We start from the raw sequence: 21,261 nt of genomic DNA on the forward strand, positions 1-21,261 counted from the left end.
CCACGATGACCAACGAAGAGAAGCTGCTCGACTACCTCAAGTGGGTGACGGCCGACCTGCAGGAAACGCGGGAGCTGTTGCGCGAGGCCCGTGCCGCGGCCGGTGAACCGATCGCGATCGTCGCGATGAGCTGCCGCTTCCCCGGGGACGTCCGCACCCCCGAGGAGCTGTGGCGGCTCGTCGAGGCGGGCACCGACGCCGTCTCCGCCTTCCCCGGCGACCGGGGCTGGGACCTCGCTTCCCTATACGACGCCGACCCCGCGCGCAAGGGGACGACGTACGCCTCCGGCGGCGGTTTCCTGCACGACGCCGGCGAGTTCGGCGCCGAGTTCTTCGGCATCAGCCCGCGGGAGGCCACGGCGATGGATCCGCAGCAGCGACTGCTGCTGGAGACGGCGTGGGAGGCCTTCGAGGGCGCGGGGATCGTCCCGGAGACCCTGCGCGGCAGCAACACCGGCGTCTACGCGGGGGTGGTCGGCCAGCGCTACGCACCGCATCCCCAGGAGGCTCCCGAGGAGTTCGAGGGCCAGCTGATGACCGGGACGGCCACCAGCGTGGCCTCCGGGCGGATCTCCTTCACCTTCGGTCTGGAGGGGCCGGCCCTGACGGTGGACACCGCCTGTTCCTCGTCCCTGGTCGCCGTCCACCTGGCCGTGCAAGCGCTGCGACGGGGCGAGTGCGACCTGGCGCTGGCCGGCGGGGTGACCGTGATGGCCACCCCCGACACCTTCGTGGAGTTCAGCCGGCAGCGCGGGCTGTCCGAGGACGGCCGCTGCAGGGCCTTCTCCGCCGACGCCGACGGCACCGGGCTCGCCGAGGGCGCGGGCCTGCTCCTGCTGGAGAGGCTCTCCGACGCCGAGCGCAACGGGCGCCGGATCCTGGCGGTCATCCGAGGCAGCGCCGTCAACCAGGACGGGGTCAGCAACGGCCTCACCGCCCCGAACGGGCCCGCCCAGGAGCGGGTGATCCGCCGGGCCCTCGCGGACGCGGGCGTGGAGTCCGCCGGTATCGACGCCGTGGAGGCGCACGGTACGGGCACCCGTCTCGGCGACCCCATCGAAGCCCAGGCCCTCCTCGCCACCTACGGCCGGAACCGGCCCGCCGACCGGCCCCTGCGCCTGGGCTCCCTCAAGTCCAACATCGGCCACACCCAGGCGGCGGCCGGCGTCGGCGGGATCATCAAGATGGTCATGGCCCTGCGCCACGGCGTCCTCCCCAGGACCCTCCACGCCGACGAGCCCACCCCGCACGTCGACTGGACCGCCGGAGCCGTCTCCCTCCTCACCGAGGCCACCCCCTGGCAGCCGGACGGCGAACGCCCCCGCCGGGCCGCCGTCTCCTCCTTCGGCATCAGCGGCACCAACGCCCACCTCGTCCTGGAGGAGGCGCCTTCGGCCGCGGAGCCGACGGCCGGCGAGCCCGTGCAGGAGGTTCCCCTGCCGTGGGTGGTGTCGGGCCGCACCGCCACGGACGTACGGGCCCAGGCCCGGCGGCTGCACCGCCATCTGGTCGACCACCCGGACGCCGGGGCCGCGGACGTCGGCTGGTCCCTGGCCACCACGCGGACCCACTTCCCGCACCGGGCCGCCGTCATCGGACGCGACCGCGAGGAGCTGATGGGCTCGCTGCGGGAACTGGCGCGGGGCCGGGGCACCGCCGGAGCCGTCCGCGGCTCCGCGGCCCCGGGCGGCGGGACCGCGTTCCTCTTCACCGGGCAGGGAAGTCAGCGCCCGGGTATGGGCGCCGAGCTGGCCGAGGCCTTCCCGGTCTTCGCCAAGGCCCTCGGCGAGGTGTGCGACCACCTGGACGTGCACCTGGACCGGCCGCTGCGGGACGTCCTGTTCGCCGCGCCGGACAGCGCGGAGGCGGCCCTCCTGCAGCGCACCGCCTACACCCAGCCGGCGTTGTTCGCCCTGGAGACGGCCCTGTACCGGCTGTTGCGCCACTGGGGCCTCACCCCTTCCCACCTCATCGGGCACTCCATCGGCGAGCTGAGCGCCGCGCACGCCGCCGGGGTCCTGGACCTGCCCGACGCCGCGGCCCTGGTGGCCGCGCGGGCGCGGCTGATGGACGCGCTGCCCGCCGAGGGCGTGATGATCGCCGTGGAGGCCGAGGAGGCGGAGGTCCTTGCGCTCCTGGCCGGGCACGAGGACCGCGTCGGCCTGGCCGCCGTCAACGGCCCCCGCTCGGTGGTGCTGTCCGGGGAGCGTGAAACGGCCGAACGCATCGCCGGCCGTCTCGCCGAACGGGGTCGCCGGACCACCCGGCTCCAGGTCAGCCACGCGTTCCACTCGCCGCTCATGGAGCCCGCGCTGGAGGAGTTCCGGGCGTTCGCCGCGACGCTGGCCTTCCGCCCGCCGCGGATCCCGGTCGTCTCCAACGTCACCGGCCGCCCGGCCACCGACGCGGAGCTGTGCTCGCCCGCGTACTGGGCCCGGCAGATCCGCTCGGCCGTGCGCTTCCACGACGGCGTGCGCCACCTGTCGGACGCGGGCGTGTCCACGTACGTCGAGGTGGGGCCGGACGCGGTGCTGAGTTCCCTGGCGCAGCGGGGCCTGCCGCCCGGGGAGCACGTGTTCGCGCCGGTGCTGCTGAAGGGCCGGCCGGAGGCACCGCGTGCGGTGGACGCCCTCGCCCGGGCGTGGGCCAACGGGGCGGGGGTGGACTGGGACACCGTCTTCGCGGGCGCCGGCCCGGTGGAACTGCCGCCCTACGCCTTCCAGCGCCGGACCTACTGGCTGGAGTCGGCGGCGGCCCGCGGCGGCCGGCGCGCCGGCGGGGCGGACGCCGGGTTCTGGGACGAGGTCTCCCGCGCGGACCTGGACGGCCTGGCCGGCCGGCTCGGTCTGGACGACGGGCACCGGGCCGCGCTGGGCGAGCTGCTGCCGGCCCTGTCGGCCTGGTGGAGCCGTTCGGATCCGCACGGAGCCGGGGCCGGAGCCGGAGCCGGAGCCGCGTCGCCACCGCTGGTGGAGGACACCGAGCGGCAGGGCTTGCTGACCGAGAGCCTCGCGGGCGCCACCGTCGAGGAACAGGAGCGCGTGCTGCTGGACCTCGTACGCGTCCACGCCGCCGCCGTCCTCGGGCACGACGCCCCGGACGCCATCGACGCTGAGGTGCCGTTCCTGCGCCTGGGCTTCTCTTCCTTCACCGCGCTCGACCTGCGCAACCGGCTGTGCCTGGACACCGGTCTGCTGCTGGAACCGGTCGTCGTCTTCGACCACCCCTCGCCCCTCTCCCTCGCCCGATACCTGCGCACCGTGCTCGGTGCGCCGCACACCAAGGAGTCCGCATGACGACGAACCCGACGGGGCTGCCGGTGGTGGTCTGCGGCGCCGGCCCGACCGGGCTGATGCTGGCCGCCGAGCTGCGGCTCGCGGGCGTGGACGTGGTGGTCCTGGAGCAGCGTCCGGAACCCACCGACGAACGCGAGTCGAGGGCGCCGGGGGTGTACGCGCGGACCATCGAGATCTGGGACCAGCGCGGGATCCTCGACCGGTTCACCGGCAGCCGCACGGGCCGCTACAGCCACTTCGCGCTGCTGCCCGTGGGGATCGACCTCGGCAGGCTCGACAGCCCGCACGCGGTCCTGCTGCTGCCGCAGGCCCGCATCGAGCGGGTGCTCGCCGACTGGGCGCTGGAGCTGGGCGCCACCGTCCGGCGCGGCCACCGGGTGACGGGGCTGCGCCAGGACGCGGACGGGGTGGAGCTGGAGGTGACGGGCCCGGACGGCCCGTACCCGCTGCGGGCCTCGTACGCCGTCGGCTGCGACGGCGGGCGCAGCACCGTCCGGGCGCTCACCGGTGTGGACTTCCCCGGCACGGACGCCACGGCGGACGTGCTGCTGGCCGACGTCTCGGGCGTGAGCCGGGACCTTCCGCAGCTGCAGAGCCGTCCGTTCCCCTTCGTCCGCGGTGAGCGCGGCTGGCTGGCGGCGTCGGCGGTGACGGTGTCGGCGGCGGACGAGGGCGTGATGCGGTTCATCGTCAGCGACTTCTCCCGGCCCCCGGTCAGGCGCGCGGGGCCGCCGGAGTTCGAGGAGGTCTGCGAGGCGGCGGCAGCGGTGGCCGGCATCGACCTGTCGAAGGCGCGGCCGCAGTGGCTGAGCCGGTTCGGGAACACCACCCGGCAGGCTGCGCGCTACCGCATCGGCCGGGTGCTGCTGGCCGGCGACGCGGCGCACGTCCACCCGCCGTTCGGCGGCCAGGGGCTCAACCTGGGGCTCCAGGACGCGGTGAACCTCGGCTGGAAGCTGGCGGCCGAGGTGAACGGGCGGGCCCCCGCGGACCTGCTGGACAGCTACGAGCGCGAGCGCCATCCGGTGGCCGCGCGGGTCCTGCTCAACACCCGTGCGCAGAACGTGCTGATGACGCGGGGGGCGGACATCGACGCGCTGCGCACGGTCGTCACCGAGGCCCTGGAGGCGACGGAGGTGAACGACCGGATGGCCGGGGAGCTCAGCGCCGTCGACGTCCGCTACGACCTCGGCGACGAGCACCCGCTCGTGGGCATGCGCATGCCGCACCGGGAGCTGACCGCCCCCGACGGCTCCCGGATCGGCAGCCTGCGGCTGCTGGAGGGCGGCCGGGGGGTACTGCTGGACCTGGCCGGCGACCCGGAGCTGAAGGCGGTCGCCGACGGGTGGGCGGGCCGGGTGGACACGGTCACCGCGTCCGCCCCCGCCACCCCGGCGGACGGCACGGCGGACGGCCCGGCGGAGGGCCTGGCGGCGGTACTGCTCCGGCCCGACGGTCACGTCGCCTGGGTCGCGCCGCGGGGACGTCCCCTCGACCGGCCGGCGCTGGAGGCCTCCCTGGGCCGCTGGTTCGGGGCGGCCGACGCTTCCGGGCGCCGCTGACTCCCTCACCGAAGACTTCGGGACGGCGCGTCCCGGACACCCCGCTCCCCCTTCCTTCCCCTCACACGACGACGAACGACTTGACGACGAACGACATCCCGAACGAAAGGCATTGACATGCAGCTGATCGACCCCTTCCGTGCGGCCGTGGCGATGTGCTCCGCGTGCGCGGCGGCGATGACCACCGAGCCGACGGCCGTGTCGCAGGAGTCCCCGGGCGACTGCTTCGCGCTGACCGGCCTGACCGAGACCGTCAAGCTGGACTACGAGGCCGTCGTCCCGGGCTCCTTCAGCATCGGCGACCGCAGCACGCACACCGACGAGTTCTTCGACGCGGACGGCGCGTCCGTGGGCCACCTGGTGGGCCACAGCTGGAAGGTCCTGAAGCGGCCCGAGGGCGACCGGCTGATGGCGTTCTACCGCGAGGAGGTCGACCTGCCCGACGGGCAGATCCAGACGGCCGGCTGGATCGACGTCAACGCCATCCTCGCCGGCGAGTGGCAGGCGCTGCACGCGGTCGGCACCGCCGGCCGGTACCTCGGCAAGGTGGGCGTGCGGGAACTGCGCAGTGTGGAGCTGCGCCGCAACTTCCAGGCGAACTTCGTGCTCTGCGGGCTCGCCGGAAAGTGACCGCCGCGGGTGCGGGGGGCGACGGTGCGCCGTCGGCCCCCGCCTCCGTACCACCACTCGTGGTTCGGTCCGTACCGCACCGCAGGCTTTTCCCGATTCGTTGACCCCTTCGACGGCCGCTGGCTAGGTTGGAAATGTGCCCGGACGGCACGAATGGGCGGTTCGACTCGCCGAAGAGATCGGAGCAGCGGTGCGATACAGGATTCTCGGGAAACTTCATGTCGTGAACGAGGGCAAGCGGTTCTACCTCTCGGCCCGCAAGAAGGAAATCGTACTCGCCGCCCTTTTGACCCGGGCGAACCACGTGGTATCGCTCGACGAGTTGATTTCCGAGATCTGGGGGCAGGAATCACCTCTGCGGGCGACCACCGCGATCCATGTCCGCATCTGCGAGCTGCGGAAGTTCCTGAGGTCCTGCGGAATCGCGGAGAGCCCGATCGTCACCCGCTCGCCCGGCTATTTCATCCGCGTCGAGCCGGGGGAGCTCGATGTGGAGAGGTTCGGTCAACTGGCTGCTCAGGGCCGTGCGGCGGCACGGTCGGGGCAGCACAACGAGGCGGTCGAGCAGTTGCGCGCCGCACTGGAACTGACGCAGGACACGCCCTTGGGAGGCCTGCGGAGCGGCCCGATCATCAATGGCTTCGTGACCTGGCTCGACGAAACCATCCTGGATTGCACGGAATTACTGATGGAATCGGAACTCGCCCTGGGCGGACACCGGGAAACGGTCAGCCGGCTCTACGCGCTCTTCGGCCGGCACCCTTTGCACGAGGCGTTCCACCGGCAGCTCATGCTGGCGCTCTACCGCTGCGACCGACGGGCGGACGCCCTGCACGTCTACCGGACCGCCCGCGATGTCCTGAAGGAAGAACTCGGACTCGATCCCTGCCTCGCGACCCGCCGGATTCACCACGCCATTCTCGCCGCGGACAATCCCCGCCTCGCCCGCATGTCGGCGTAGGCCGGCCCGGTCCGCCCGGTCCGCCCGGTTCGTCAGCGCGTTTCGAGGGCCGCCAGCGCCTCCGGCAGTTCGGACCGGCCGGAAACCGTCAGCTTGCGGTAGACGACCGTGAGGTGCTTCTCCACCGCGCGGCGGGTCACGCCCAGTTCGTCGGCGATGTCACGGTTCGACAGTCCCCGCGCGGCCAGCCCGGCGACCTTCAGCTGGATCCGGGTCGGGGCCGCCGCCCGGTCGGCCGCAGGGCCGCCCGGCAGGTTCCGGGCGCGGGCCGCGAGGTCCGGCAGGCCGCACGCCGAAGCGAGGGCGCCGCCCTCCCGCAGCAGGCTCCTCGCCCGGGGGTCGCCCTCGCCGGCCGCCCGTAGGCCGAGCTGTACGAGGGCCCTGGCCAGCTCCAGACGGTGGTGCGAGCCGCGCAGCACGGCCACGGCCTCCCGCAGCAGCTCCGTCCCCCGTTCCCCGTCGGTCAGCACGCCCCGCACGCGCAGCGCCCTGCCGAGGACGGCCGGGGCACCCCAGGCCCGCGCCCGCTCGTACTCCTCGCGCATCAGCTCCCCGGCCGCCTCCACCTCGCCGAGGCGGCGGTGGGCCAGGGCCGCCCAGGGGCGCCAGGGGCCGAGGGCGGGGTTGTGCCAGCCGGCCCGTTCCAGCCGTCTGCCGCAGGCCAGGAAGTGGTCCAGCGCGGTGGCCTCGTCGCGCCGGTGGTAGGCGCGGACTCCCTGGAGCAGCTGGTGGGTGACGTTGCGGTACACCCCTGCGGTGTCCGCGGAGCCGGGGGCCGCCTCCCGGGCCAGGAGCCGGTCGGCCGCGTGCGGGTCCCCGGTCTCGATGGCGACGAGCGCCAGCGCGACGTCCGCCGCAGCGTCGGCCCCCCACCGCTGCCCGGCGGTCTCGTGGGCCCGTAGCGCCAGGGCTCCGGCCCGTACCGCGTCCCCGGACCACAGCAGGGTCACGGCGAGTTCGCTGCCGGCCAGCACCTCTGCCACCGGGGCCCGCTGGCGTACCGCGCGGGCCAGCAGGGTCTCCAGCCATCCGGGCAGGTCGGCCGGTTCGTCCGCCGCGAGCAGTGCGACCGCCAGCAGCGGCAGGGCCGTGTAGGGCAGCTCGGGCACGGCCGGGGTGCGTTCCAGGATCCGCCGGGCGAGCCGCACGGCGTCGCCGCGCTCGATCCGCCCGGCCGCCACCGCGTCGTGCAGCAGTACGGTGGCGAGTTCGCGGGCGGCTCCGGTGTCGAGGGCGGGCTCCGGGCCCAGCCCGCGGAGCCGTTCCACCGACCGGGCGAGCCGTTCGGGCGTGGTGGGTTGCGTGCAGCGGACCCTGGCCTCCAGGCGCAGCGCCACCTCGGGGCAGGCTCCGTCCGGCTCGCCGCCGGGGGCGTGGGCGGCCGACTCCCGCCGGATCAGGTCGGCGGTGTGCGGCGGCGCGGTGTCGAAGAGGGGCGGCGGGATGCGCAGGAGGGCCGCGGCCCGGCGCGCGGGCGAGGGCAGCAGGGGCACCGCCTGGGAGATGTGCCGGGTGGCCATCCAGGGGTCGAGGTTGCGCTCGACGCCCGCCAGGTCGACCAGGACCGCGGCGCGGTCCTCGCCGTCGGTGGACGCGTCCCGCAGGGCCCGGCGCAGGTATCCGACGGCCTCCTCGGGCGCGCCGCGGTCGAGCGCGGCGTCGGCGGCGGCGCGCAGCACGGTCACCGCCCAGGCGCCGTCGGGCGGGGTGGCCGGGGGTGTGACCATGAGGCGGGCCGCGACCTGTTCGGCCGGGTGCCCGCTCCGCTGGAGCAGTGCCGCCGCGCGGCCGGTGAGCCGTTGGAGCTCCTCGGCGGGGATGGTCTCCTCGGCGGCGTCCCGGACCACCGGGTGGACGAAGGCCGACGCCGTCCGGCCGGGGCGGGGGGTGAGCAGGCCCAGGCGTCGCAGCGCCCGTTCGGCGGTACGGCAGTCCACGGCGTCCAGCTCCGCCAGTGAGCCGGTCAGCCCCGGTTCGGCCCGGTCCCCGAGGACGGCCATGGCCCGCGCGAACCCGATGACCGGGGAGGGCAGTTGTTCCAGGCGCAGGGCGAGGCGTTCGCGCAGGACGGAAGGCCGCAGGCGCAGGGCCGCGGAGGCGTCCGTGCCGAACGGCCGCAGACCCGCGTGCCGCATGCTGTCGCCGACGGACACCGCGAGCATCGGGTTGCCCGCGAAGGCCTCGTGGCAGGCCTGGCCGAACGCGTCGTGGACCGGGACGCCGAGGCGGCTCTCCACGAGGGCGCGGATGGCGGCCGGTGACAGCGGTCGCAGGCGCAGCGTGCGCCCGCCGCCCGTGAGGAGCTCGCGCACCGCGGGCCGTTCGGCGCCGGGATCGCCGTCGGCGACGGTCACGACGAGGGTCACCGGTCGGGCGGTGGGCCGTTTGGCGAGGTAGGCCAGCCAGCGCAGGGAGTCCTCGTCCGCCCACTGCAGGTCGTCCACCATGAGCGCCAACGGCTGCTCGGCGGCGATGCGTTCGGCCAGCGCGCGCAGGTCCCGCAGGAGGTGGGGGGACGCCTCCGGGGCCGGCGCGGACACCCCGCCCGCGACGACGGCCCAGGCGGCGGCCCCGCCGCCGTCGAGCCACCGGGCGCGGACGGGGGGCCGGGCACCGGCGAGCACGGGCTCCAGGATCTGGCGCACCACTCCGAAGGCGAAATCCCGTTCGGAGGGGGCCGCGTCGGCCCGCAGGACCCTGGTCCGCTCCCGCCCCGCCAGGGGTGCGAGGTGGTCGAGCAGCTCCGTCTTGCCCGAGCCGAGGGCGCCGGTGACGACGACGGGTGCGCCGGCGCCGGCCGCGGGGTCCTTGGCGGCGCGCAGGGCCTCGGCCACCGCGCGCAGCTCGGCGTCGCGTTCGAGGAGCATCCGGCTCAGTCCTTGTCGGGGAGGGGACGGGAGAGGTCCGCGCGGCCGGAGAGGCCGAGCTTGCGGTAGACACGGCTGAGGTGCATCTCCACCATGCGCCGGGACACCCCGAGGCGGAGCGCGATCGCCCCGTTGGTCATGCCCTCGCGGACCAGCCCGGCGGCGCGCGTCTCGGCGGCGGTCAGTTCCTCGCGGACCGGCTCGCCGCCGTGCGCCGCCGGGAACCGTCCCGGGAAGGCCCCCGGGGTCCGGCCCTCGGTTCCGGGCGCCGCGGTGGGGGTGCCGTGCACGCCGGTCAGTGCCCGGACCCGTCGCGCCCGGCGGGGTGCGGCCCACTCGGCGGGGGCGTCCCCGCGGAGCAGCAGCCGCGCCGCCTCGCCCCGGGCCGCACGGGCCCATTCCCCCTCGGTCACCCGGCCCACGGCGAGCAGGGCCGTACCGATGGCGCCCGCGCTCCCCCACGCCCGCGCCGCCGCGAGTTCCCCGGCGGCGAGGCGGGTGGCCCCGGCCCGGTCGCCGCGGCCCAGCCGGGCCAGGGCCGCGGCCGAACGCCACGGCACGAAGGAGGGGTTGGTCCAGCCCCGGGCCAGCAGCCCGCGTCCGCATTCCAGCAGGTCCGCCAGAGCGGCCTCGTGGTCGCCGGTGCGCAGGCCCAGGCGGCCCCTGGCGTAGAGGAACGTCGGCCACCACATGCCGCTCACCGCCCGTACGGGCACCTCCGCCGTCGCGGCCCGGCCCGCCTCGTCCACCTCGTCGCGCTCCAGGTGCAGCAGGATCCGCAGGGCGGCGGTCAGCGGCACGGACTTCACGGATCCGGAGCCGTGGGACGCCGCCCATTCGACCTCCGCCAGGTCCTGTTCCGCCTCCTGGAGCCAGCCCCGCCGCAGTGACACCGTCGCGCGTACGGCCAGGGCCGCCGCGACGGCGGTCCGCGTCCCCCGCGCGCGGGCCTGCGCGACGATCGTGTCGAGGCCGGCGGCGGCGTCCTCGTGGGAGTCCGCCAGGGCCAGCGCGTAGCAGGCCGCCAGCCGTGTGGTGAACAGCCGCGGGTGCCCCGGCGCGGGGCGCAGCGCGGCCTCGGCCAGGCTGCGCACGCGGGCGGGCGGCAGCGACCCGGCGAGGGCGCCGCGCAGCGCCGCCACGCCCTCCTGCGCGGGCCCACGCGGCGGTACGGGCAGCGGCGGTACGCGGGCCGCGATGTCCGCGCTCTCCTCCGTGGGCGCGGCGTCCTCGATCAGCCAGTGCAGGGCGAGGAGCGCGTCGTGCTCCGCCCCGCGGGTGTCCGGGTGCGCCAGGGTCCGGGGAAGGGCCGCGCCGCGGCGCACCGTCGTCTCGTGTCCGCAGGTGGTGAGGAGGTCCGCGGCGTGCAGCCGGTCCACGGCCGGGACGTGGTCGTCGGGGCTGTTGAGCAGCCGCCACCCCGCGCGCTCGTCGCAGTCGGGGTCGTCGTCGAACGGATCCGGGCCGACGGGGGCGCAGGGGTCGGCGGGCGGGGCGGTGCGGGGGGCCGGTACGGCGGCGCGCGGGGCGAGTACGGCGGCCCGCGCGTGCAGGGCCGCGCGGTCCGGCCCGGTCATGCCGGCGAGGGCCGCTTCGGCCACCCCCGGTGGGGTGCGCGGGGTGTCCGCGCCCTCGACCAGGCCGGTGTCGGCCAGCAGGCACAGCGCGCGGGACACCGGTACGGCACGCAGTCCGGCCAGTTCGGCCAGCGCGGCGGGGCCGAGGTGCGGCCCTGCGGCGGCGATGGCGCGCAGGAGGCGGACGTGCTCGGCGGGCAGGCCGTCGATCAGCCGTGCGGTGCGGTCGCCCACGGACTCGGCCGCGCGCCACGGCAGTTCGGCAGCCGTGTGCGCGCTCGGCTCCAGCCCGTCCGCGCCGATCCCGTCCACCACCGAGCGCAGCACGGCGGGGTTGCCCGCACAGGCTTCGGCCGCGGCTCCGGCGAAGGCCGGATCCACGGGCCCGTCGAAGGCGGCGGCCAGCATCGCGCCCACGCCGAGCGGGGTCAGCGGCCGCAGCGCGACGCGGGCGGCGGCGGGTGCGCCGTCGGGGCGGCCGTCCGTGCCCGGCCGGGTGGCGGGGACGGCGCCACGGGTTCCGGCGACGAGGACCGCCAGGGGCGCGCCGCGGGCCCGCCGGAGCAGGGCTTCCAGCCAGCGCCGCGAGTCCGCGTCCGCCCACTGCGCGTCGTCGACGGCGAGCAGCAGCGGCCGTTCGCGGGCCGCGGCGAGGAAGAGCTCGCACAGCGCGGGCAGGGGCAGGTCGGCGGGGTCCGGGGCGGCGGGCATGTCCCGCCCGGCGAGGAGCTGGGTGACGATGCCGAAGGGCAGGGCCGACTCCGTCGGGGAGCCGACGGCGTACACGGCGGCGCATCCGGCGGCCCGCGCCCGCGCGGCGGCGTACCGCAGCAGCGCGCTGCGGCCGGTGCCGGGTGCTCCCTCGACGGTGATGACGCGGGAGCGTCCGGCGAGCAGGTCCGCCACGGCCGCGCGCAGGAGCTCCAGTTCGCCGTCCCGCTCGACGAGTGCGTCGGGGGCCCGGTCCTCGCCCGCGATCACCGGGTGCCCGTCCGCGGGCGGGGCGCGGACGGGGCGGGAGCGTGGGCGGGGGCGTGGGCGGGGGCGTGGGCGGGAGCGTGGGCGAGGGCGAGGGTGCGGAGCGCGTCGGGGAGGTCGGCCCGGCCGGCCAGCCCGAGCTTGCGGTAGACCGAGGTGAGGTGCATCTCCACGGTGCGCCGGGCGATGAACAGGGTCTCGGCGATCTCCTGGTTGGTGGCGCCCCGCGCCGCCGCGTGCGCGACCTGCCGCTCGGTGCCGCTCAGCGGGCAGGGGCGGACCGGCGTCGCCGTGCCGGAACGGGGACCGGGGCCGGGCCCGGTGAGGCCCGCCGCGGCCAGCGCAGCCCGGACCTCGGCCGTCAGGGCGGGCGAGCCGCAGCGCCGCGCCGTCTCGTGGGCGCGGCCCAGGTGGCGGCGGGCGCCCGCCGTGTCGCCGCACCGTGCCAGGTGGCCTCCCAGCAGCAGTTCGGCCCGTGCCCGGTCCAGCCGGGCCTGGGAACGGGAGAGCGCCTCGACCGCGCCGGTCAGGAATTCGGTGCGCCGGTCCCCGTCGGCCGCGGTGCCCGAAGCCAGGAGGGCGTGGCCGATCGCGTACGGAGTGCCCCAGCGGTCGGCCAGTTCCCTCGCCTCGGCGGCGAGTTCGGCAGCTTCCGAGGTGCGGCCGAGCCGGACGAGGGCCGTGGCGGCCAGGGGCCGCCAGGGGGCCCACGGCCGCCGGTCGAGGCCGGCCTCCGCGAGCCCCTGCTCACACCGCCGCGCGCATGCCAGCGCGCCTTCCGCGTCCCCGCGTCCGAGCCGGATCCGGACCCGGGCCATCAGGTACGGGATCCTGCCCAGGAGGGTGTGGTCCAGGTGGCTGGAGGCCACCCGGTCGAGCATCGTCTCCGCGGCCTCGGTGTCGGCCTGCTCCAGCCGGACGCAGCCCCAGGCGACGAACGGCAGCGCGGAACCACCCTGCCCGGGGTGTTCCACGGCTTCCAGGGCGGCGTGTGCGTCGAGGGCGGCGCCGGGGACGTCGCCCAGGCGGTGGCGCACCATGGAGCGTTCCGCCAGCAGCGACCAGCGGGGCAGGCAGCCGCTGTCGTCGGCCATCGCCAGGTCCAGCATCTCCAGTGCCATGCCGGGCTCGTCGGCCAGGTGGAGCACCTGGGCCGCGCGGGCGCGCATCCAGTCCCGCGGCCCGGCGCCCTCGGCCCGTACGGCCCGGCCCACGAGGTCCACGGCCTCGCGGGCGGACTCCCCCTCCACGGCGGCGAGCAGGGCACGGGCGAGCAGGCCTCCGCTCCCGGCCGGCGCCGCGTCCTCCCGCAGCGCCGCCGCGCGGACCCGTTCGCGTACGGCGGGGAACCCCGACGGCCGGTGCAGTCCGGCGGCGAGGACGGCCAGGTCGATCGTCCCCCGCAGGGCGCGGTCCTCGGCGTGCCCGCCGAGCTCCGCGGCCGGCCGGTCGAGCGTCCGGGAGAGCACGGCGAGTGCCGCCGCCGCGTCGCCCGCGGCGAGGGCGGTCATCGCGAACTGCACCGCCACCGAGGCGCGCAGGCGGACGTCACGGGTCTGGTCGAGCAGGCTCCGCAGTGCGTCCAGCGCGTCGGCGGGGTGGGTGGTGGCCAGCGCCCCGGCCAGGTCGAGGGCGGTGCGCACCCGGCCGTGTTCCTCGGGCTCGGCCTCCATCAGCCGCCGCAGGTACGGGGCCGCCGCCGACCGGGGTCCGGTGCGGCCCGCCTGTTCGGCCGCGTCGCGCAGGGCGCCGAGCATCCAGCCCTCGTCGAGCCGGGGCAGGGGGAGCAGGTGCTTCGCCACCTCGGCGGACGCGAAGCCCTCGTCGTTGAGGAGCCGGGCGGCACGGGTGCGCAGGCGCACCAGTTCCCCGGCCGGGGTGGCGGCGAGCACGGCCGCGTTGAAGGCCTCCTCCCCGTCGACGGAGACGAGTTCGTCGTCCCGGTGGCCGTCCAGGAGCGTGGAGACCAGGCGGGGGCGCACGCCTGCCAGGGCGCCGACGCGTTCGGGAGAGGCGACCTGGCCGGTGCCCTCCGCCGTCGCGGACGGCGGGCGGTCGCTCCAGTCCAGGACGGCGGCGGCCCGTACGACGCGACGCTCCGTCTCGGTCAGACCGCGCAGGCGGGCCCGTACCGACGCGGTGTGGACCTCCCGCCACGCCGCGTCGACCTGCGCCACGGACCGGGCCCGCGGCGTGACCCCCGCGCGGCGCAGCCGTAACAGGATGCGCTTCAGGAGGAGGGGGTTGCCGTCGGAGAGTGCGGCGCAGCGCCAGGTGAAGGGGGGTTCCGGCGGCTGCCCCAGGACGCGTTCGACGGTCTCGGCCACCTGTTCCTCGGCCACCGGTCCGAGGCCGACGAGGCGGGTTCCCGGATGCTGGGCGATCCTGCCGAGCGCCGACCGTGCCGGAGCGGTACCGGAGGCACCCCAGGCGAGCACGGTCAGCAGCCGCGCGCTCTCGGTCCTGCGGATCAGGGACTCCAGCCATCGCAGGGACGGCCCGTCGCACCATTGGGCGTCGTCCACGACGATCACCAGCGGGCCCCGCGCCATGAGGGTGGAGGCCAGCCATTCGGTGCGGGGCGGTACGCGCTCGGCTTCCGCCCCGGGCCCGAACAGCTCGCGGACCGCGCCGTATCCGGTGGTCGCGCGCTCCGCGCGGCCCGCGGTGTGCAGCACGGTGGCCCCGCGCAGCCGGCCGTCGCGGCGGAAGCTGTCGATCAGGGCCGTCTTCCCGATGCCCGTGTTCCCGCGCACGACGACGCACCCGGCCCGGCCGGCGTTGGCCGCTTCGGCGCACGCGAAGAGGGTGGCCAGTTCGCCGGAGCGACCGGCCGGTTCGTGGGTGCGGCCGGCCCGTAGGGGGGTCCGGCCGGCCGCACCCGGCATGGTGGGCGCCGCGCCCACCGCGGCGCGGGCCGGTCCGCGCTCCCCGCGCGCGGACGGGGGAAACGCTGTCTGCATGGTGACGGTCCTCGGGGTGGATTCCTGTTCGTGCGGCGCGGTCCGGCGTTCGACGGGGCGGGCGTGACGGCGGGCCGGACCGTCGACCGGCGTACGGCGGCCGGACGCTCCCCGTCGTTCGGCGCCTGCCGGTACCGGGCCATCCTGCACCGCTCCCCTTGCGAACACCTTGCCAAGGACTTGCCGTGGCCGAACGGCCACCTTGGAATACGCCGTTCATCATGTGATGATCCATTTTGTCTGGCGGCGGTCACGCGGTGCGGACCGATTGCCAGCGCAGCCACGTGTGCAAGATGGGGAGCTCCATGCCCGCAATTCCGACGGCGGACCGTCCGGCCGAGCCCCTGCTCAGGGTGCTGGGACCCATGGCGGCCCGCCACGACGGACGCGACCTCCCGCTCGGCCCGCCGCGCCGACGAGCCCTGTTCGCCCTGCTCCTCGTACGTCTCGGACGCGTGGTGCCCACGGAGGTCCTCGTCGAGGAACTGTGGGCCGGGGAGCCGCCGCGCCAGGCCGTCGCGACCCTGCAGAGCCACGTCTCCCATCTGCGCCGGGCCCTGCGGCCGGCGGCCGGGGCGGCCCGGCTGTCGGTGCGCCACCGGGCGCAGGGGTACGTCCTCGACGTCGATCCGGAGCACGTCGACGTGTGCCGCTTCGAGCGGCTGGTCGCCGAGGGGAGGCGGTTGCTGGAGGGCCACGATCCGGCGGGCGCGCGCGACCGGCTCGGGCAGGCGCTGCGCCTGTGGCGGGGTTCTCCGTACGCGGAGTTCGACGCCCATCCGTCCCTGTACGACGAGACGGCCCGGCTGGAACAGGTCCGGCTGACCGCCCTGGAGGTCCACGCTGAGGCCCGGCTGCTCCTCGGCGCGGACGAGGAGGTGGCCGGCGACCTCGACGGGGAGGCCCGCCGTCACCCCACCCGGGAACGCCTCGTAGGCCACCTCATGACCGCCCTGTCCCGGCTGGGACGGCAGGCGGAGGCGCTGGAGGCGTACGAACGCACCCGCGTCCACCTCGCCGAGGAGTTCGGCGTGGAGACCGACGCCGAGCTGCGCCGGATCCGGACCGCGCTCCTGACCCCGGAACCGGAGGCGCAGCCGCAGGCGGGCCCGCTCCCGGCGGACCGGCCCGGCACCGCGGCGCGCGCGTTCGCGCCCCCGCCCGCGCCGGCGGGAGCCGGAGCGGCCGGGCGCCTCGGCCCCGAGGAGCGGGAGCGTACCGGCGGGACCGGGCGGGAGGACCGGAGCGGCGGCACGCCCGTCACGGCGCCGGACGGACCCGGCCACCCGGACGCCGACACGGCCCCGGACACCGACACCACAGCGTCACCCCTGCGGGTGGCGGCCGAGCGGCCCGAGCCCGACCGCCCGGCCGGCCCCTCGCCGTTCACCGGCCGCTCCCGCGAACTGGACGGCCTGACGACCGCCGTGGCCGACGTGCGCGTGGGCCACGGGCACGTGGCCGGGGTGCTCGGCCCCGCCGGCATGGGCAAGACCCGCCTGCTCCTCGAACTCGCCCCCCGGCTGGAGGCCGTCGGTACGGAAACGGACGGGGAGGGCGGGCTGGAGGTGGTCTGGAGCCACTGCTTCCCCGGCGAGGGCGTCCCGCCCTACTGGCTGTGGACGCAGGTCCTGCGCCGGCTGTCCGCCACCCGCCCCGACGCCTTCCGGGACGCGACACGACCGTTCGGCGCCCTGCTCGCCCCCGTGATGCCCGAACGGACGGCCGGGTCCGGCGCCTCCGCCGGCCCCGGATCCGATGCCGGTGCCGGTGCCGGTGCCGGTGCCGGTGCCGACTGGGCCCAGGCCCGGTTCCTGACCAACGACGCGGTCTGCGAGGTGCTGCTCGCCCTGGCCGCCCGGCGCCCGCTGGTGCTGTTCCTGGAAGACCTGCACTGGGCCGACACCGCCTCCCTGGACCTGCTCCGCCTGCTGAGCACCCGCCGCCACGGCCACCCGCTCGCGATCGTGCTGACCGCCCGCGACTTCGAGGTCGAATCCGACGCCACCCTGCGCCGGACCCTCTCCGAGGTCCTGCGCGGCCCCCGTACCGGGACCCTGCGGCTGGACGGGCTGTCCCGCCGGGCCGTCGCCGCGCTCGTACGGGCGCAGGCCGGGCCGGGCGTGGACGCGGAGGTCGTCGAGGTGCTGCACCGGCGCAGCGAGGGCAACCCGTACTTCGTCATGCAGCTCCTGTCCCTCCTCGGCGATGCCCGCAGCCTGCACCGGTCCGACGCGGTGGACACGCTCCTGTCCCGCGTGCCCACCGGCGTGCGCGAGGCCCTGAACCAGCGGTTCGCCACGCTGCCCGGACCGGTCCTGCGCGTGCTGCGGCTGTGCGCGGTCCTCGGCACCGAGGTCGACACGGACCTGCTGCACCGCACGGTCTCCGGGGAGGAGCCGGTGGCCGAGGCGCTGGAGGCGGCCATCCGCGCCGGTCTGCTCGAAGAGGACCCGCACCATCCCGGGCGGCTCCATTTCGCCCACGCCCTGGTGCAGGAGACGCTCGTCGGCGAGCTCGCCCGCAGGGACCTGCACCGGCTGCACGCCAAGATCGCCGAGGCCCTGTGCGCGCGCAGGCGGGGGCGGGTGGGCGACGAGGAGATCGAGCGGGTGGCCCACCACACCTGGCACGCCCAGCGCGCCCTGCCCGCCGGGGAGGCGCTCCCGCGGATGCTCCAGGCAGCGGAGCAGGCCGAGCAGCAACTGGCGTACGAGCGGGTGGAGACCTGGCTGCGCCGGGCGGTGCACCTGATCGGCTTCCTGCCCCCGGACGAGACCGCGACCGTACGCCTCGAACAGCAACTGCACATCCAGCTCGGCCAGGTCCTGGCCACCACGCGCGGCTACGGCCATCCGGAGGCCGAGGCGGCGCTCGCGCACGGCCGGGCGCTCAATCCGGTGACGCGGGCCCCGGAGAGCCCGTCGGTGCTCTGGGCGCTGTGCGCGGCCTACCTGGTCACCGGCCGCTACGACGCCTCACGGCAGTTCTCCGGCCTGTTGCGGGACATCTCGCGCCGCGGCTCCGAGCCGGTGGCGGTGCTCGGAGCGGCGTACGGGGAGGGCATCGTGCTGCACGTGCGGGGCATGCTGCCGCAGGCCCTGGCCGAGCTGGAGCACGGCGTCGAGATGGCGGACCGGTACGCCCGCGACGGCCATTCCCTGGCCCGGACCTTCCAGCACGACCCGCGCGTCTCCTGCCGGTCCTACAACGCCTTCACCCACTGGCTCCTGGGCGACCGCCCGACCGCCACGGCACGCCGCCGCGAACTGCTGCGCCTGACCACGTTCGACAGCAGACCCTCGGACCGCTGCTTCGCCCTCTACGTGGACGCGGTCGTGGCGGCCTGGGAGGGCGACGCCGGCACGGCGCTGGCCTCGGGTGCCGAGGGGGTCCGGCTCGCGGGCGAGCACGGGCTGCTCTACTGGAAGGCCATGCTCGGCCTGCTCGAAGGCTGGGGCCTGACGCATTCCGCCCGGGAGGCGGAGGGCCTGGCCCTGATGCACGCCTCGATGGACCGGCTGCGCGGCTCCAGGACCCTGCTGCGCCACCCCCTCCACCTGGGCCTGCTGGGCCAGGCACAGCACCACGCGGGACGCCGGGAGGAGGCGCGGGACACCTTCCACGCCCTCCTGGCGGCGGTCGAGCAGCGCCGTGAGGACGTCTACCTCCACCCGGCGCTGCCCGCCACGGGGCTCATCCGTACCCTGCTCGGCCCGGACGGGGCGGTCAGCTCGCCTCGGCGAGGCTCCAGTGGAACTTCCCGCCTCCGACCCACCTGACCTCCCCGGGATCGTCCAGGTCGTGGATCGTGAAACCGGCGGAGGCCGCCGAGAGGAGGACGTCCATCATGGATCTTGCGGTACTGAAGACCTCGCCGTCGATCTCCACGATGCGGAACGGCGGGTCCCCGGGCTGCACACCCAGCACGGTGACGCGCGCCGAGGAGATGTAGGGAATCGTGCCTTCGGTCATCCGAAGCTCGCCTCCACTTCACGGCCAGGGCCGACGCGGGGCAGGGGCCCGTAGCTACCTGTACCCCCCTTCGGCACGACTCATGCGCCCCAACCGTTTCTTGACCGGGTTTTCGGTCAGGTGATCGTCCAGTGCTGGAGGGGCGATCCGGTGTCCGGTTGCTGGGTGACCGGGGAGCCGGCGGCCGTGGAGGCGGTGGTGAGGAGCAGCCCGCTCTTCAGCGATGCGACCGTGTGGGTGCCGTCCCGGCCGCGGACGACGGTCCAGCGCTGGTTGGTGCCGCCGTGGCAGGTCCACTGGATCACCTTGGCACCCGCCTCGGTGGAACCGCCGCTGATGTCGGCGCAGAGGCCGGACTCGGCGTTGACGATCTCGTACGAGCCGTCCGGCTGCCGCGTGAGGTTCCACCTCTGGTTGGCGCCGGTGTGGGGCGTGTAGGTGATCAGCTGGGTGCCCGCGGTGGTGCTGTGGTCGGGGTCGTCGAGGGCCTGGCCACCGGAAACGAGCGTGCGGGTGCCGTCGAGGGAGCCGGGTGCGGGTCCCACTGCCGTGAGGGTCAGGGTCTGTTCGGCCGCCGTGCGCCCGCCGCCCGCCGCGCCACCGGTGTCGGTCCAGGAGCGGACCGGTGTGGTCTCGGCCTGCCGGGAGGCCGTGGCCGACATGGCGATGACCAGTCCGCTGTACCGGTTGACGAGGCGGTAGGTACCGGTGCGCGCGCCGCCGTCGGCGGAGGTGCCGGGAACGACCCACCACTGCCGGCCGACGTCGGGGCCGCCGGATCCGGGTGCGGTGACGGTGGGCTTCGTACCCCAGGCGCGCTGCGCCGTGGAGGTGGAGTCGACGCCCAGCAGTCCCCCGGTGGCCGCGTTGGTGATGCGGTAGCTGCCGTCACCGCCGCTGCTGAAGATCCAGGATTCCAGGGCCGAACCGGTGGCGGTGGCCCGGGACGTGGTGGCGGTGCCGCCCGGGGCGGCCTGGGCGAGGACGCGGCCGGCCGCGCCGATCCGGTAGGCCTTGCCGGTGTCGAGCGGCGCGGCGGGGGTGGGGGTGGTGATCGAGACGTTGACGTACTCGGACGAGGCGCCGTTCGAGCATCCGAACGAGCAGTAGGTGCGGAAGTCCTTGCCGACGATGCCCGAGGCCGTCCTGTTCGCGCTGTCGAGGAACCACCGGTACCAGGACGCGTTGGTGTGGCTCCCGGTGTCGCCGATCAGGCGCCACTTCTGCGTGGCGAGGTTGTCGGTGACGTAGAACTGCTGGGGTGCCGTTCCGTCCTGTTTCACCGCCTGCGGCTCGGCCACGTAGAGGCCGAGGTGGGCGTTGTAGGTGATGTCCATGACGAACAGCGGCGAGGTCGGGGGCATGGCGCCGGCCGCGACCTGCTGGCCCGCCGTCCCGGTGGTGGCCGGATCGTACTCCCGGTCGGCGGGGGTGTATCCGGTGGCGCTCGCGGAGTCGACCGGCACCATGTTGCTCTCGCGGCCTCCGACACCGGGCTGGGACCAGGCCCCGTCGTACCACTTCTGCCAGGATCCGGGCGCCATCCTGTCCGCGATCGGGGCCCGGGCCACGTGCGCGTGGAACGTCTCCCAGCCGCTGCCCTTGTCCACGATCCTCGAACCGTAGAAGACGTAGAAGTAGCCCGAGGCGGTGTCGGTGAACAGGCGCGGGTCACCGTCGCCGTAGTGGTAGGTCTGTTGGGGGAACGCCGTGGTGTCGCCGCGGGCGGTGCTGTACGGGGAGGTGATGACGTGGTCCTTGACGGCCCAGGTACGGCCCTGGTCGGTGGAGACCGCGTAGTCGATCCCGTCGAAGCGGGAGCTGTCGCCGAAGGGCTGCGGGGTGAACTCGTTGTGGACCAGGCCGTACCAGTCGCCGGTGTCCGGGTCGACCCACACGCCCGTCAGGTCGCAGAAGTTGCGCTGTGAGTAGCCCGATCCGGCCGGTGCGGCGGTGGACTCGACTCCGGTGGGGCTGCTGTTGCAGCGCCAGGTGGTGTCGTTGTTCCTGTCCCTGCTGTCGGCGGGGTTCACCGCGTCGCTGATCCGGCCCGACCGGGTGGCCGTGTCGAGGTCCGTGCCGGTGTAGAAGGTCCACTTGCGCGGGTCGGAGGCGCCGTAGAGCGCGTGGGACTGCTGGTAGTCGAAGGTGCCGTCCTTGTCGAGGTAGGGGACGGCGGGGGTGTCGTCCGGCTGGGTCCAGGGCCCCTTCGGACCGACCGTGACGGTGAAGGCGGCGGCCGGCGGGGCCGCCTGCGCGGGTGGGGCGGCCACGGCCGGTGCGCCGAGGCCGGCGCCGGCCAGGGCCAGCGCCGCCGCGACGCACGCGCCCGCGAGTCTGTTCCGAGAGGCTGACACAGCTCCTCCTTCTTCGTGTCGCCGGCCCGCGTCCGTTGCGGGGCTGCCGTGTGTGGGGAATACCGGCCCCCGTGCGGACGGGGCGGACGGCCGGC

The 21,261-nt window shown here is 75.7% G+C and carries 9 protein-coding genes and 1 pseudogene; 5 read left to right on the plus strand and 5 right to left on the minus strand.

The genetic code is table 11. The annotated features are described in order from the left end of the window. Window positions 1-5 precede the first annotated feature (5 nt). The 4 genes and pseudogenes from ACZ5D2_RS31575 to ACZ5D2_RS31590 all read left to right on the plus strand — a co-directional run. Window positions 6-3,296: pseudogene (locus ACZ5D2_RS31575) on the plus strand (type I polyketide synthase); the annotation flags it as partial. After that, window positions 3,293-4,858 (plus strand): FAD-dependent monooxygenase, encoded by a 1,566-nt coding sequence (locus ACZ5D2_RS31580; RefSeq protein ID WP_371675377.1) that lies wholly within the window; start codon window positions 3,293-3,295, stop codon window positions 4,856-4,858. The pseudogene ACZ5D2_RS31575 and the gene ACZ5D2_RS31580, both read left to right, overlap by 4 nt. A 117-nt stretch (window positions 4,859-4,975) precedes the next feature. Continuing rightward, window positions 4,976-5,488 (plus strand): allene oxide cyclase barrel-like domain-containing protein, encoded by a 513-nt coding sequence (locus ACZ5D2_RS31585; RefSeq protein ID WP_371675378.1) that lies wholly within the window; start codon window positions 4,976-4,978, stop codon window positions 5,486-5,488. A gap of 223 nt (window positions 5,489-5,711) precedes the next feature. After that, window positions 5,712-6,449 (plus strand): AfsR/SARP family transcriptional regulator, encoded by a 738-nt coding sequence (locus ACZ5D2_RS31590; protein WP_371675379.1) that lies wholly within the window; start codon window positions 5,712-5,714, stop codon window positions 6,447-6,449. Window positions 6,450-6,481: 32 nt separating this feature from the next. Here ACZ5D2_RS31590 and ACZ5D2_RS31595 read toward each other — a convergent pair whose 3' ends face one another. Genes ACZ5D2_RS31595 through ACZ5D2_RS31605 form a run of 3 tightly spaced genes read right to left on the minus strand, consistent with a single transcriptional unit; the run spans window position 6,482 to window position 14,834 of the window. Further along, on the minus strand, window positions 6,482-9,316 hold the full coding sequence (locus ACZ5D2_RS31595) for an ATP-binding protein (protein ID WP_468934116.1): 2,835 nt from the start codon (window positions 9,314-9,316) through the stop codon (window positions 6,482-6,484). Between the two features lie 5 nt (window positions 9,317-9,321). Further along, on the minus strand, window positions 9,322-11,874 hold the full coding sequence (locus tag ACZ5D2_RS31600; protein ID WP_468934117.1) for an AAA family ATPase: 2,553 nt from the start codon (window positions 11,872-11,874) through the stop codon (window positions 9,322-9,324). Further along, window positions 11,871-14,834, minus strand: coding sequence for a helix-turn-helix transcriptional regulator (locus ACZ5D2_RS31605; RefSeq protein WP_468934120.1), 2,964 nt, complete (start codon window positions 14,832-14,834; stop codon window positions 11,871-11,873). Before ACZ5D2_RS31605 ends, ACZ5D2_RS31600 begins: the two co-directional genes overlap by 4 nt. 305 nt (window positions 14,835-15,139) lie before the next feature. On the opposite strand from ACZ5D2_RS31605, the gene ACZ5D2_RS31610 reads away from it, so the two are divergent. After that, window positions 15,140-18,616: a BTAD domain-containing putative transcriptional regulator gene (locus ACZ5D2_RS31610; protein ID WP_468934122.1), complete on the plus strand. Its 3,477-nt coding sequence runs from the start codon at window positions 15,140-15,142 to the stop codon at window positions 18,614-18,616. Here the strand turns inward: ACZ5D2_RS31610 and ACZ5D2_RS31615 are convergent. Continuing rightward, window positions 18,564-18,809: a hypothetical protein gene (locus ACZ5D2_RS31615; RefSeq protein ID WP_371675384.1), complete on the minus strand. Its 246-nt coding sequence runs from the start codon at window positions 18,807-18,809 to the stop codon at window positions 18,564-18,566. The two genes, ACZ5D2_RS31610 and ACZ5D2_RS31615, sit on opposite strands and share 53 nt — an antisense overlap. A 116-nt stretch (window positions 18,810-18,925) precedes the next feature. Continuing rightward, entirely contained in the window at window positions 18,926-21,166 is a 2,241-nt protein-coding gene (locus ACZ5D2_RS31620; RefSeq protein WP_468934125.1) for an RICIN domain-containing protein, read from the minus strand. Between the last annotated feature and the right edge of the window lie 95 nt (window positions 21,167-21,261).

Source organism: Streptomyces sp. NPDC031479, from assembly GCF_055581065.1.